This window comes from Mycobacterium sp. (assembly GCF_029961025.1).
GTDB lineage: Bacteria > Actinomycetota > Actinomycetes > Mycobacteriales > Mycobacteriaceae > Mycobacterium.
In genome coordinates this window covers 1-14034 of sequence record NZ_JASBVP010000020.1, presented here as the reverse complement: position 1 = coordinate 14034, position 14034 = coordinate 1, and the positions used below count along the sequence as shown (strand labels likewise).

The 14034-nt window shown below is 66.4% G+C and carries 9 protein-coding genes and 2 pseudogenes; 4 read left to right on the top strand and 7 right to left on the bottom strand.

The window, feature by feature from the left end:
* Positions 1 to 18 precede the first annotated feature (18 nt).
* The 6 genes from QJR12_RS17335 to QJR12_RS17310 form a co-directional block, all read right to left on the bottom strand.
* Entirely contained in the window at positions 19 to 873 is an 855-nt protein-coding gene (locus QJR12_RS17335; RefSeq protein WP_300584718.1) for a glycoside hydrolase family 16 protein, read from the bottom strand.
* A gap of 220 nt (positions 874 to 1093) precedes the next feature.
* Complete coding sequence (locus tag QJR12_RS17330; protein WP_300584688.1) at positions 1094 to 1477, bottom strand: hypothetical protein; 384 nt, start codon at positions 1475 to 1477, stop codon at positions 1094 to 1096.
* Between the two features lie 158 nt (positions 1478 to 1635).
* On the bottom strand, positions 1636 to 3114 hold the full coding sequence (locus QJR12_RS17325) for a hypothetical protein (protein WP_300584686.1): 1479 nt from the start codon (positions 3112 to 3114) through the stop codon (positions 1636 to 1638).
* 362 nt (positions 3115 to 3476) lie between these two features.
* Positions 3477 to 5300 (bottom strand): Hsp70 family protein, encoded by a 1824-nt coding sequence (locus QJR12_RS17320; protein WP_300584684.1) that lies wholly within the window; start codon positions 5298 to 5300, stop codon positions 3477 to 3479.
* Between the two features lie 191 nt (positions 5301 to 5491).
* Complete coding sequence (locus QJR12_RS17315) at positions 5492 to 6052, bottom strand: polysaccharide deacetylase family protein (RefSeq protein ID WP_300584682.1); 561 nt, start codon at positions 6050 to 6052, stop codon at positions 5492 to 5494.
* Positions 6053 to 6362: 310 nt separating this feature from the next.
* Complete coding sequence (locus QJR12_RS17310; RefSeq protein ID WP_300584680.1) at positions 6363 to 7019, bottom strand: L,D-transpeptidase family protein; 657 nt, start codon at positions 7017 to 7019, stop codon at positions 6363 to 6365.
* Positions 7020 to 7362: 343 nt separating this feature from the next.
* On the opposite strand from QJR12_RS17310, the pseudogene QJR12_RS17815 reads away from it, so the two are divergent.
* From QJR12_RS17815 to QJR12_RS17275, 4 genes and pseudogenes are all read left to right on the top strand, one after another.
* Positions 7363 to 9791, top strand: a pseudogene (locus tag QJR12_RS17815) (ATP-binding cassette domain-containing protein).
* Between the two features lie 132 nt (positions 9792 to 9923).
* Positions 9924 to 10091, top strand: coding sequence for a DUF2563 family protein (locus QJR12_RS17285; protein WP_300584678.1), 168 nt, complete (start codon positions 9924 to 9926; stop codon positions 10089 to 10091).
* The gene (locus QJR12_RS17280; protein ID WP_300584676.1) at positions 10073 to 12031 is read left to right on the top strand and encodes an alpha/beta hydrolase; all 1959 of its coding nucleotides are present in this window, start codon (positions 10073 to 10075) and stop codon (positions 12029 to 12031) included. Before QJR12_RS17285 ends, QJR12_RS17280 begins: the two co-directional genes overlap by 19 nt.
* Positions 12015 to 12599: a hypothetical protein gene (locus tag QJR12_RS17275; RefSeq protein WP_300584674.1), complete on the top strand. Its 585-nt coding sequence runs from the start codon at positions 12015 to 12017 to the stop codon at positions 12597 to 12599. Before QJR12_RS17280 ends, QJR12_RS17275 begins: the two co-directional genes overlap by 17 nt.
* 84 nt (positions 12600 to 12683) lie before the next feature.
* Here QJR12_RS17275 and QJR12_RS17270 read toward each other — a convergent pair.
* A pseudogene (locus tag QJR12_RS17270) lies at positions 12684 to 13492 on the bottom strand (IS3 family transposase); the annotation flags it as partial.
* Positions 13493 to 14034 lie beyond the last annotated feature (542 nt).

Genomic DNA, 14034 nt, shown 5'->3' with positions numbered 1-14034 from the left:
AAGGGTGTTGTCGCTCTGTCACCAGACACGAATGTAATCGACAAGCATTTGCGACGGGTAGGTCCCCAGTGCGGGATCCCCGCCGCCCGGACCACCAACCGCGAGGGTGAACATTGGTGATAGCCAGTAACCGGGATTATTGAACGGCCATCGCATGTCACCGGGATTGCCGTGAACCGGGATGGGCTTCGGTGGAACGCTGAAATACGGTGGCGCACCGTCAATGTAGTCTCGCCAGAATTTGAATCCGTCTTCATCCCAACGCATTCGCCAGGTGTGCCATCCGCCGTCCACCAATCCGGGAATCGATTTCCCTTCCCATGTCTTGCCGTTGGATGCCGCATGCACCGTGGTTCCCGGCGGCCACTGGCCGTTACCGTACCACTCGAAAACGTCGACCTCGCCGTCTGGCATGGGATCTTCGTTGACGAGCCAGTACGCGGACCAAAGGCCTGGGTACAAACAGTCCAACTTTATCCGCGCTTCCCACGTCGTGCCGATGAGTCCCCGCCAGTTGCCTCGCACCTTGCCGGTGAAATATTCGCCGTTTTCGTGAGTGGCCTGAAGGACGAGATTGGAATTGCCGTCAAGGAAAACATTTTGGGCGCGGTATATCCCCTCGACCGGGGGATACACGTCGTCCTGCCAGGTCTGTACCGTCCACTTGGCCGGATCGGGCGGTGAGCCCGCCGGGCCGTCAAAATCATCCTGGAAAAGGTAGGGCCCGGCCACGGCGCCGGGTGGAGCAGCCGGTGCCGACGGTCGACCCCTCGACGTTTCGGAGGGCAATGGGTAAGCACCAGCCGACGGGACGCGGATCGCGGCTGCCAGCGCACCGATCCCCGCCATCAACAACATGCTGCGACGATCCATCTTAGGCACCACCAATCGATATAAGCGGGGGCTAGAGCCCCGGACCCAAATCGCTGTGGGTATTTCCCGCAAACGGTGCTATGAAACCACGCGCCGGAAGGACACGCCAACGGAGCATCACCCGGCTCCGTGAGTCAGTGGTCGGCTCGGACCGGTGTCGGCCTGTAACCGGTTCCACCGGGATCGACGTGAACAATCCCCGACCCTCACACCGCTCCGCTTATGGCGTCTCTGCGGAATCGTCGAGCACACTCACCGCGATGCCGTAGGGCAGGAACCGGACTTTGCGCCTGGGGTCGGTGTTGTTCTTATTGGCGCGCAATGCATCGAGTTCGGTGGCATAGACCTCTTCGACGTGAGCGCCGCCGCTATCGTCGACGGTATAGATCGCCCACACCCCATCACCAGCCTCACCGGCGGTTTCCGGACCGGGGCGCGATCGCTTCGCCATTTCCGTGAAAAACGCCGACCACCCCGCCCCCTCGCCGGGAGCGGTGAATAAGCGGCCGATGCGTTCGAACGCCTCGCGCAGTCCTTCGCCCGCCTCGCGGATCACCCGATCGAAATCCTCGGGATCGAATCTAAACGCTCCGTAATCGCCCACGGTGGCCCTCCTGGCAGCTGAATCCGATCACCCGACTCCTCTTTTCGTTTTCGGCAATCCCGGCCGCATCGTCGCCGGGCTGACACCGCTAACACCTAGTCTGCGCATCCATCACACCACCCGCCACGCCGCGGCGACCGGCATCCAGCGCCCACAACCTACTGCCCCGGCGGCGGCGGTGGATTGATCGGAATCGGCACCGTGACAAACGGCAGGTGCAGATACATCGTCATCGGCGGCAGCCGTGGTGGCGGGGGCAACGCCGGTGGCGGCGGTGGGGGTAGCGCCGGTGGAGGAGGTGCGGGTGGCGGCGGCGCGGCAGGTGCCGGCACCGGAGCAGCCGGCAGCGCCGGCGGGGGTGCTTGTTCCACGGGGGGCGGCACGTATGTCGGTGCCCGCTTCGGTGGCGCCTGAGGGACCGGCTCCTCGGGAGCGATAGCCGGGGGCAACCGCACGGGCGCGGGCTCCGGGATGACTTGCGCGGGAGATGGCGCGGGCGCGGCTTGCTCCGGGGGTGGGGGTGGCGCAGCCGGGGGTGGCGCAGCCGGGGGGGGGGGTGGCGCAGCGGGGGGTGGCGCAGCCGGGGCGGGCACAGGCGCGGGTGACGCGCCCGGGTTTGGCGCGGCCTGCGGCGGCGCCTGCTTGGTCGGGACAACGACGTTTCCACCGGTGTTAGGCCGTTGCCCAACCGTGGGACGCACATCGGCCGCCAGCGAAACCACCAGCGCCACCGCGCCGATGACGAACACCGCCGCCAACGCGCTCCCGGAGAGGGTGAAACGCCCCCACCGCGGGCGCCTTTGCTCCTCCTCTTCCGAAACAGCGCTGTAGGCGAGCGCCCCGGTACCCACATCGGGGTTGGCTGCAACGTCAAGGTAGGACGCCGGAGCCAGCGGGTATAGGTTGACCTCACCTGTGCCCGGGTCGCGCGCGTAGGCCAGCGCAGCGGTGGCCGAAGCGAACAACGGCGCGTTCGCCGATGCCAGCGCCGCCCCCCGAGCCAGCGCCATGTCCGGCTCCTCGGGTGCGTTCACCGGAAGGGTGGTCGCCGATTCCAGTGCGGACTTGATCGGCACAATGTCCACGCCGCATCCGACGACGAACACGCCGTCGGCCTGCGGTTCCTGCATGTTCATCCCGGTGACCATCGCGGTCAGCTCGGTTACGCCGTCCACGCCGTGCACGAACCGTCGTTGCAGGTTGACAATCGAACCGTCTGCGCTGTCAACAACGGCCAACGTCGCGCTCTCCCGCTCCACGAAAAGCAGCGCGGTGTAGGCGTAATCCATTGCGGCACCAACTGTTTGGGTGAGGGCGGCGGCAGCGAGCAGCGGCGAGACCAGCATCGCGCCTCCGACGTCGTGGGTCGCCAGCGCCTCCCGCAGCCCACCGGCTTCGCTGGGATCGGTCCACGTCACACCGATCGACGAGAGGCGGTAGCCGGCCTCGGCCGCACTCTCCCGGGTGCCCGCGATCGCGGACACCACCTGCTGGGCCGCGCTGGAAAGTGCCGTCCCATCGCCGACGGTGGTCTCGAAGGTGTCTTCTTCGACGGTGGCCCCGTCGGCGTTTTCACCCTCAACCAGCACCATGTGAACCATCGAGGGTGCGGTCGCCACACCGAGTACGATGTCCACTACTCCTCCAAAGTCGCCGGTCACGGTCGAGGCGGAGCAATCCCCCTGGTGACGGCCATCACACACTTGACCGCCGCGGCGCTACGAGCCATTACGGCCCTCGACCGGCTGGGCTCTATGAAATTCTCAACCGGTCCGGACGGCAGCAAAAACGCTATAGCCCGTACCGACCTTTGCCTCAACCCTACTCGCGCAGCGCCCACGGGGGTGCCGATTGACGGCCAGATCTATCGGCCGGACCAGGTCTTAAGCAGATCAGCCGGTGGTCCCCGGACGCCACATGGCCGGTCATCGGCCTCACCGTAACGAAGTCACCAGCCGCCGGAATTCGGTAACGGGTTCTGCGGTGAGTTCGGGTTGACCTAGCTCTGTGGAACCTTAATCGGTATCGGAAACGGAACCAGTGGGACCGTCAAGTACGTCGTTGTCATCTGCACCGGTGTGGTTGTTGTCGTCACCGGCGGCGAACTCGTGATTGTCGTGGTTGGGGTGGTCGTCGTGGTTGTCGTGGTTGGGGTGGTCGCCGGGATTGTGGTGGTCGTCGTGACCGTTGGCGCCATAGTCGTCGTGGTCGGTGGCGGCTGGTACGTGGTCGTCACCGGCGGCTCATACGTCGTCACCGGGGGCACCGAGGCGGATGGTGGCGGCTCGGGGCTGGCGGAGGGGGCCTCGACGCTGGGGCTGGGCACGGCGCTGGCGGGCGGCGGAATGGGGCTGGGCGGCTGCGGATGGGAGCTAGGCGGGGGAACGGCCGAGCTGGGCGCGGGCGGGGCCTTGCGCTCGGTGGTGCTCGTCAGCGTGTAGGCCACACCACCGATCGCGAGCATCGCCACCAATGCGGCAAGCCCCACGAGGAGCCATGCCAACCGAAACCGCTTCCGCGGCGGCCCCTCGGGCGGCTCGGGCCGCGGCGCATGGCGAACCGGCGGCGCATCCGGTTCGTCGTACGGCTCATCTTCGTCGTACGGCTCATCGAGGTACGGTACCGGCTCGTTGCCGGTGTCCTCGGCCTCCGACCAGGCCAGCTTGCGCAGCGTCGAGGAACGCTCCTCATCGATCGGGTCGACCGTGGGCAGTCCCAGGATGCTCGTGGTGCCGTCGCCGCCTGCCACGGCGGCCATCGCCGCGCGCGTCGGCACATCGACCTCGACATCACTGGAAGCCAGCATTGCCGCGCCGAGCGCCATCGCCAATGCAGGCTGCGGTGGAGTCACCACCGGAACCCGCGTATGTTCTGAAAGACATTGAGCGACAAGCGGCATATTGGCGCCGCCACCCACTGTTGCGACCGCCGCCAGGTCATCCCAGCCAATGTTGTTGCACGCCAGCAGGTCTTCAAAGACAGAGATCACGCCGCGTAGCGCATCCCGGATCAGGTTCTCCAGTTCCGCTCGGGTCACCTGGACACTGCCGCGATATCCCGGTAGCTCGACGGCCGCTTCGGTGATCGTCTGGGTGGACAGAAACTCCTTGGCCTGCCGGCATTCCTCCCGGAGCTGAGCGAGTTGACCGATCGCGGCGGTCGCCTCCGGATCACCATTGCCGGTGTGCCCGAGGCTCCGCAAGATGTGAGCCCGCAGCGACTGGTCGATCTGCTCACCGGAAAATTCCGGGTAGCGAACGGCCGCGGTGACGGGCTCGAAACCGGCTGCTGCGTTAGCCAACGTGATGGTGGTGCCGCCACCACCGAAATCGAGCAGCCCCACCACGCCGGCCGTCGGCAAGCCGGGACCGGCGTTCACCGCGGTCAACGCCGCGACGTTATCCGATACCAGCCGCGGAGCCATCCCGCTGCGGACAAACCCCGGACGGGTGCGCAGCGCGTCACGCAAGGCCTGGACCGCGCCGAATTCCCAATAGGCGGGAACGGCTATCGCAATCTTTGAGGAAACCGCATCGGCGCCGGCCGCAGAAACCATCGCGTCCAGGGCCTCGACCATCAAAAGCCCCGGCTCGTAGGTGGAGCCGTCGGCCGCGACCAGCGCCACCGATTCGCCCATGTGCTTCACGAAGCCGTTGATCAGCGTTCCCGGCTCGGTGAGATTCGGGTTCTCCGCGGGCACACCGATTTCCGGAGCGCGATGCGGAAACAGGGTCAGCATGGCCCGCCGTGTCACCGGCGCACCACCATCACGCACCGCGACCAGGGTCGTGGTCCCGATCGACAACCCCAACGGGTCGTGCATAAAGCATTACCTTGCATCGAATACGGTCGGCGGCCAGCATTCACCATAGCCGAAACCGGCCGCTAGCAACGTCAGACACACCGCAGAGGCCACGGTATCCGGCTCCGTGGGGTGTCCGGAAAAGGTGGCATTGCCCAAAGTGTTGTGGCACCGTCCGGTCGCCGGCGGATAGCACACCCTGTTGTTGCTGTTCAACCGAAGACGTCGTTGAGGGTGACGGTTTGCAGATTGCGGCCGTGGATGATGTCGAGCAATTGGCCGAAGCAGTGGGTGATGGCGGGCAGGTTGGCGTGTCCGAGCACGATCGCCTGCGGCTGAAACGACCTGTTCGCGGCGGCGATGAGGCCCGCTTCGCTGACCCGTCCCGAATCGCCGATGTCGCCGCTCCACAGTGTGATCGTGGTGTAGCCGAGATCGGCAGCGATGCGGTCGGTGGCGGGTGTGTGCCGGCCCCAGGGCGGCCGAAAGTACGGGGTTCCGTCGACGCCGTAGGTGTTACGCAGAAAGTCGGCGTTTCGCCGGATCTGGTCGGCGACGGCAGTGGGCGCGATGCGGGTGATGTCCGGGTGCGACCACGTGTGATTGCCTAACTGCACCTGCCCGGAGTCGACCATGGGCCGCAGGACGGGGGCGTTGATCGACCACGAGTTGTTGGCGCCGTTGACGAAGAACGTCAGTCGGGTGCCGCTGTCGCGGCAGAAGTCGGCGAACGCACCCACCACCTGCGCGCTGGTGCCGTCATCGATGGTCAACGCCAGCTGATTGCCGTTCCCGGAAGCCGGGTGAGCACACCGGGCGGCGGCTGCTTGTTCGGGACACCACGGGCGACCGGGCAGCCACCCACAACTGCAAGGCCGGCCATCGCAAGGCCACACAACACCCTACGACGATCAATCCGCCGCATGTCGCTACGGTACTGCCCGGAGCGTTCTCAAGGAAGAGGTCGGCAAATCGCTGTGTTCCTTGCGTTTCCGTCAATATCGGCCTTGCCAGCGCAGCCCTGGCAAAACGGTCACGACGCCTCCGACGGCAAGGTCACTCCGGGGGGCGGGCGGCCTAGCGCTACTGAGCGATCGCGATCAGCGCTCCGGGTTGAAGCCACCGAATGATCTGCACCAGCATTCCGTCGTCGGTCGCCACACAGCCCTCGGTCGGACCCCCGTCGGTGCTATGCAGGAAAAACGCCGCGCCATTGCCCGGGAGACGCTCGGGGTTGACTCCCATCACCACCGCGTGTTTGTACTGCGGAATGTCGAGGTTCTCACTGGCCGCGGTGTCGAACGGGCACTGCGCCTTCCGGCAGACCTGCATGGTGTTGAAGGTGGGGCTCCTCTCGTCACCGTCCCACCAGTGGTCCGGCCCGACCTGAACATACTTCAGCCCGCCACCCGGATTGGGCGCGGTGCCGAATGCGTAGGGCAGCGTGAAAACCCCCATCGGGGTCGCCGGATAACCGCTTTTGGCCTGCGGTGTCAGCCCGGCCGATCCGACATGCGCGGGTATGCCGGCGGCGACCGGTTGCCAGCCCGTTGGCCCGCGTTGATAGACATCCAGTTTGGCGTTCGAACCGCCAACGCCGACAACGGAAATCACTTGCGTGGCATTACCCACCGAACGGGCGAACCATGGACTGCTGGTCGCAGCACTCGTCGGCGCGACCAGCAGCGGAACGCAGACCGCGCACGCCACAGCGCATACCAGGCTCGTGAATCGGCGCATCGACTTATGATCGCATGATCGATTGCGCCCCAGCCCAAGGGCAAGTAAAGGTTTGGCCTCGATTGGATCGCTGGATGGCGGCACGCCGGCGGCTCGCTCCCGCCACGGGCTACCCGGCTATATGATCGGCCCCGGCGTGCTGCCGGCAACGTCTCGGCCGCAGGCCTTCTAGGTACCTTTTGCACCTGCTGCACCTCTTGCCAACGGATTGTAGGGGAACTCAGCGCATTCGATGACACCGACTAATCGCTATTCCACGCCGCCGGAAGACACCACAACGGTCAGGCTGGCGCCCGCTGACGAGGCGGCCCCACCACCGTTGACCGTCTGGCTCGGCCCGGCGATGTACACCTTTCCCGCTGGCCGCGACGTCACCGTGGGCCGCGACCGCACCTGCGACATCTTCCTCGGCGGCACCGACCTGGCCACCAGCCGGCTGATCGCCGGCACGCATGCGATCCTGCGGTTCGATGGCAAGCAATGGGTGATCGTCGACAAAAGCCGGACCGGTGTCTTTAGCGACGGCGTTCCGGTGGAGCTGACTGCCGTCCACGATCGCCAGAGCGTCAACCTCGGTAGCCCGGACGGGCCGCAGCTGACGTTCCGGGTCGCCACATCCGCGGTGGACTCGGGCCTGCATAACCCGCCGACACTCGCCCGGCTGCCGTCGGCCCCGGCGACCGGCGGCGTGCGGACGAGCGGGCTGTCCGCTCCCCGAATCCTGCGCCCCCGGCACGAACCCGGCCACCGTCGCGGGCGCTCCCCCGCCGTGGGGGACCTGGCCAACCGGGCCGGACACACCGGGTCGCCGACACCATGCGCATGCTGCTGCCGGTGCGCCCGGGGGCACCTCCACCCGGATCCACCACGATCGGTCGCGCCAAGACGAACGGCATCGTCGTGCACGACGCCCTGGCGTCCCGGGTACACGCGATGCTGGTGTTCACCCCGGCCGGTACCGAAATCCGCGACAACAACAGCAGCAACGGCACATTCGTCAACGGTCGACGGGTCACTCGCTCGCTGTTGCACGACGGCGACATCGTGACAATCGGCAACACCGATCTGGTTGCCTCGGGCCGCACCCTGGTGGCGCGCTCCGCGCCGGAGCGCACCGGCGGGCTCACCGTGCACGGGCTGGGTCTGACCATCAACGGTCGGCAACTGGTGACCGACGTCTCCTTCACCGCGAGACCGGGAACCCTGACCGCCATCATCGGGCCCTCCGGCGCGGGTAAGACGACGTTGGTCAAGCTGATCGGCGGTGCGTAGCAGCCCAGCACCGGGCTGGTCACCTTCGACGGGCACGACGTGCACGCCGAATATGCCTCGATGCGTTCCCGTATCGGGATGGTGCCCCAAGACGACGTCGTGCACCGCCAGCTGACCCTGCAGCACGCCCTGACCTATGCCGCGGAGCTGCGCCTGCCGCCGGACACCTCGGCAGCCGACCGTCGAAAGGTGGTCGCGTGCGTCCTCGCCGAGCTGGATTTGACTGCGCACCGAAACACCCGGGTCGACAAACTTTCCGGCGGTCAGCGCAAGCGCGCCTCGGTGGCACTGGAACTGCTGACCGGCCCGTCGTTGCTCATCCTCGACGAACCGACATCGGGGCTGGACCCGAATTTGGACCGGCAGGTGATGACCATGCTGCGCCAGCTCGCCGACGCCGGCCGGGTGGTGATCGTGGTCACCCATTCCTTGAGCTACGTGCGGATGTGCGACCAGATCGTGCTGCTGGCCCCCGGCGGCAAGACCGCGTTCGCCGACCCGCCGGCGCACATCGGGCCGGTGATGGGAACCACCGATTGGGCCGACATCTTCGCGCGGGTGAGCACCAATCCCGACGGTGCCCACCGGGCTTTTCTGCAACGACACCCCGCTGCATCGGCGCCGCGGCCCCCGAGCGCCGTTGTGGCGCCGCTCGGCAGCCCCCCACACACCAGCCGGTGGCGCCAGGTGATCACGGTGGCGCGCCGGCAGGTTCGCCTCCTCGCGGCCGATCGCGCGTATTTCGCGTTTTTGGCGATCCTGCCGTTCGTCCTCGGCGTGCTATTGCTGGCGGTGCCCGGCGGCACCGGGTTGGGGTTCGCCGACCCGCGCGGACCCCAGCCCAGCGAACCCAGCTCGATCCTGATCCTGCTCAACATCGCGGCGGTGTTCATGGGGACCGCGTTGACGATCCGCGATCTCGTCGGGGAGCGGTTGATCTTCCGGCGCGAGCAGGCGGTGGGTTTGTCGGCGTCGGCCTACCTGGTGGCCAAGGTTCTGGTGTACAGCGTCGCCGCGCTGATCCAAACCGCCGTGCTCACCGCGATTTTGGTCGCCGGAAAGGGCTCGCCCACCCATGGCGCCGTGCTGCTCGATGACGGCACCGCCGAGTTGTATGTGACGCTGGGGGCCACGGCGATCGCCTCGGCGATGGTGGGGCTGGCGCTGTCATCGCTGGCCCGCTCCACCGAACAGATACTGCCCATGCTGGTGGTGGCGATCATGGTCTCGATGGTCCTCGCCGGTGGCCTGATCCCGGTGACCGGGCGCGTGGGCCTTTCGCAGGCCTCCTGGCTAATCCCGGCGCGCTGGGGTTTCGCGGCCTCGGCCTCGACCGTCGATTTGCGCGCCATCGAGGCGGACGTGCCCGCCGACCGGCTGTGGTCACATTCGCCGCCGGAGTGGCTGCTGGACATGGGCATGCTGGCGTTGTTGAGCGTGGCGGTGACCGCCTTCGTCCGTTTCCGGCTGCGGCTGCCGGTGCACACCCACGGACGGTGACGGCGGTGGGGGTAGGCGACTCTGCCCGCGGGGTAATGCGCCTGTGACCGCGCGCCGGGTGCCCGACGAAGGTGATTTGACCGCCATGCCCGCGGTGGTAGCTTTACCTGGCAGCTCGGGAAGGGGTCGATGATGGTCGGTGACGCCGCCCATCCCGACCACGTCAAAACCTTGCCGGCCCACCAAGAGATCCTCGGTGACGTCGGGGGCGAAGCGGATCAGGCGGTGTCTTCGTTCACCGTGACGGAGGAGCGCAGCGCCGCGACGTTGGCGGTGGTGCGGTGCAGCTTCGGCACATAAGCAAGGGCCTGCTGGTCATGTTCGCCGGCGGTGATCCGTGGCGGGTCAACCAAAGCCTGCAAAGTGGTCGGCCGGCGGAGATTTCCAATCTGGCGCAAGCATTTCATGACGCCGGTGAATCCACCGCGGATGCCGACGACGCCTTCCAGCGGGCGCGGGAGCGGTTCGAACAATCCTGGAACCGGGAGACCGGCGAGCATCCCATCAACGACTCCCTCGAGGTGCGGCGGGCCACCGCATCGCTGGGTGTGCAGGCCGCCCAATTGCCCAAGATCGCCGTCGATCTGGAGGCCGTGGCGGCCAGTCTGGCCGAGGCGCAACGCTTCGCAGGCACGCAGATCGCCTCGCTCGAGAACGAGCTGCAGCAGATCGATGACGAGCTCGGCGAAGCTCTCGAACTGGAAAGAAACGGGCACCTGTCCGAGCTGGAAAAATCCATCCTCGATCAACACATCACCGAGCTCGAACAGCAAGCCATCGATGACACCGCCGCAACCCTGCGGCAGGTCGAGCACATCCGCGACGGTTACGCCGCCGAGTTGCAGAAGGCGCAGGCCAACCTGCGCACCGATGGGTATGACCCGGCGCTGGTCCAGGGCCTCGACGCGCCACTTTCCCCACCGAAACCGGAACAACCGGCCATCCCGATTCCACCGCCGGATACCGGCGCCGAAGACGTCAAAAAGTGGTGGGATTCACTCAGCCAGCAGCAAAAGGAGCAGCTGATCACCCAACACCCGCCGGAGTTGGGCAACCTCAATGGCATTGACGCCGACGTCCGCGACACGGTCAACCAGGCGGTGATGAACGATGACCTCAACCGAGTTTTGGACGCAGCTAAGGGGCACGGGGTGTCTCCGGAGGAGGTGGTGCGCAATCCGGCAATCTACGGGCTCTCGGCCACCGACATCACCCGGTATCAAAACGCGGTGAGAACGCGCGACGGGCTGAAGTACGACAGAGGACCCGACCCTGGAAACCCCAGGCCCGTCATGTTGTGGGCTTATGACCCGTTGGCCTTTAACGGTCAGGGCAAGGTCGTGATCGCAATCGGTAATCCGGATTGGGCCCGAAATACCGCGGTGATTGTGCCCGGTACCGGAAGCAGCGTGGCGCAGGGTTGGCTGGTCGGGCACGATGACGCGATCAACCTCTATGACCAGTCCCTGGCGGCCGATCCCGATCATCGCTACACCTCGGTGATGGCGTGGATGGGATATGACGCACCCGATGGATTCACCGACATTCGGGTCAGCCAGCCATGGCTGGCCCGGGAAGGGGGCGATCTGCTGGCCGGGGATGTCAACGCTCTGGCGGTTACCCACAACGGGCTGACCCCCGAGCACATCACGGTCATCGGGCACTCCTACGGGGCCACGACCGTCGCCGACGCGTTCGCCCACGGCGGCATGCGCGCCAACGACGCGGTGTTGCTCGGGTGTCCCGGCGCCGATCTGGCACGTAGCGCCGCCGATTTCCACCTCGGCGGCGGGCACGTCTACGTCGGCTCGGCGTCCAGCGACCCGATCAGCTGGATCGGCAATTCCGACGGCGTGCCGCGCGAGATGCTCAAGGACTACCTCAGGGAACACCACATCCCCCTCCCGGTGGCTGCCGGGTTGGGTATCGATCCGGCCGGCAGCGGATTCGGCTCGATCCGATTCCACGCTGAAGTGCCCGGCCACGGGTCTGTCAACGAACACGACCATTCGCACTACTACGTACGGGGCAGCGAGGCGCTGCGCAGCATCACCGACATCGCCAGCGGCCACCCCGATCGACTGGCAACCGACGGCATGCTCGCCGAGGGCAGGCGCCAACCGCACGTCGGTCCCCTCCGAATACCGGGCCTACCGGCCTTCATCGACCCGGAAGCCGACCGCCCACCGGATACCATCAACGATGATCACGCATACCGCACAGATGAATCTCCGCGGTGACCGTCGGGGCCGCTGCTGGTCTGCGCTGCCGGTGCTGGCGGTGTTGGCCGTGCCGCTCGTGATGGGAGGATGTGCGCTGATGTTCCCCAACCGCCACGATATCGAGCGCCCAGCAAACCCGATGTCGGATCAACAAGCCATGGCCCAGGTCATCGAGCCCGCAAAGCAGATCGTGAAAGACGCCGACCTGCAGGACGTCTCAGGAGGTTTCCGCTGGGAGTCGTGCAATGACCAAGGCGACCCGCCCTATCGGGGACTTGTGGAGATGAGCTTCAAGTGGCCTATGGATGACGCCAAGGGTTACCCTACCGAGGTCGAGCCGGACGCCTATCTCGAGAAGCTCGCCGCGACAATGGTCGCCCACGGCTGGAGCGACGGGCCCCCACCCGGGTGGCACTCATACGGAAGGGTCATCCACAAAGACGGGGTGGTGGCGGTCATGACACAGGATCCGGCCAGTGGTAGGGGGACTATTCGGGTCTCTGGTGAATGCCGCAACATGACCAACCATCGCCGTGACGGCACAATGCTGGGCTTCGAGATCACCAACCAATTACGTGACCGTTGATTGCCGGTGGGATCGCGGCCGGCGGCCAAGCCCACGGACGTGGTGTATGAGTTCGCTCGATCGCGTGACCCTTCGGTGGGCTAGTTCGCCGACGGTGCCGATCGCCGGGGCGCTAACATCAGTGTCTCACCGTGATACCGTAATGTATTGCGGTGTACTGACTTCCAGCGTCGCTACGGTGGGACGTGTCATCGAACGGATGGCCTTGGCGGGCCCGGAAGGCCACCGCGTGGCGTAGCGTGCGCTCGACAAAGCCGGTGTCTTGGGTCAGTGCGCGCTCCCAGCCCGGGATCAGCACGGCATAGGCGTCGACGACGAAGGCGGTCTAGCCGCACCCGCCGGTTCCCGGTGGGACGTCAGGGAAGTCGCTACATCCGGCAAGTTCGGTGTGGCAACACGCCGCTGCCGGCCCACCAGGCCGGTGCCCGGGCCGCAGGCGGGTCGCGCTCGGTGGTGCGCGGGGCGCGGCGGGCACGGGTGACGCCTGGCCAGCCGTTGTGCCGCATGATCGGTTCCACGGTGCGCCGCGCACCGGGATGTCGTGGCGGTGCAGGTGCGCCCCCATCTTCAGGCTGCCCTACCGGCTCTCCGGCTAGCGTTTCCCGTCGGCGTCGGGTCCCTAGTAGCCGGTCAGGATTCGGTGATGGCGCTGTCCCCCAGGGCCCGTTTCGACGGTGCCGATGAGCGATGCGCCCAGCAGGTGCGCGGGGCGATCGCCGCGCCCGGCATCCCCAGGGCGTGGTCGATCGATACGACCCCGAACCGCTCCTGGTGTTCGTCGATGAACGCACCGATCAGCGGTGTAGCGGGTCGCACTCCCGCGCGAAGAAAATCGTTGCGGCCTTGAGGATTTCGATAGTGGCCTCAAGCTCCCTGGTCTTGCGGCGTAGCTGCCAACGGGGTCCCGTGCGGCGCTTCATCAAAGGCGAGGACAAGGAGGAGATTGCCCGGCCGTTGCTCGAGGCCGCCGACTGAGAGGGCGGTGAGGCCTTTTTCACCTCATCAAGGCCGTGACCCGTGACAACCTCGACCAGCTCGTGAACAAGGCCCGACACTGACCCCAACCGGTACAGCAGATCCCGGATCGCGTCCTGGGTGCGAGCCACGTCTTGCGCGAAATCATCGAGGCCCTTAGCCAGCCTGTCGCACTGTGCGCCGATGCCGGCTATGTCGGTGCCCAGCGTCGCTAACGCCCGCCCAATCAGCTCACCCTCGGGGATCCGCTGCGCGCCCACCACCGAATTCGGGCCGGCCAGCGCGTCTTTCACGCCATGAAGCGCGCCAGCAAACGTGCGCCAGCAGGCCGCGGCGACTCGACAGCCCGGCCACGCCGGTGCTAGCGGCGCCGGCCCTCGAACAGGGGTTTGCCGTCGGGATCCAGAAAGACATCTCAGGAAGTTGAAAGTCAAGCCGTGAGTGGGAGAGGAGGTGGAAA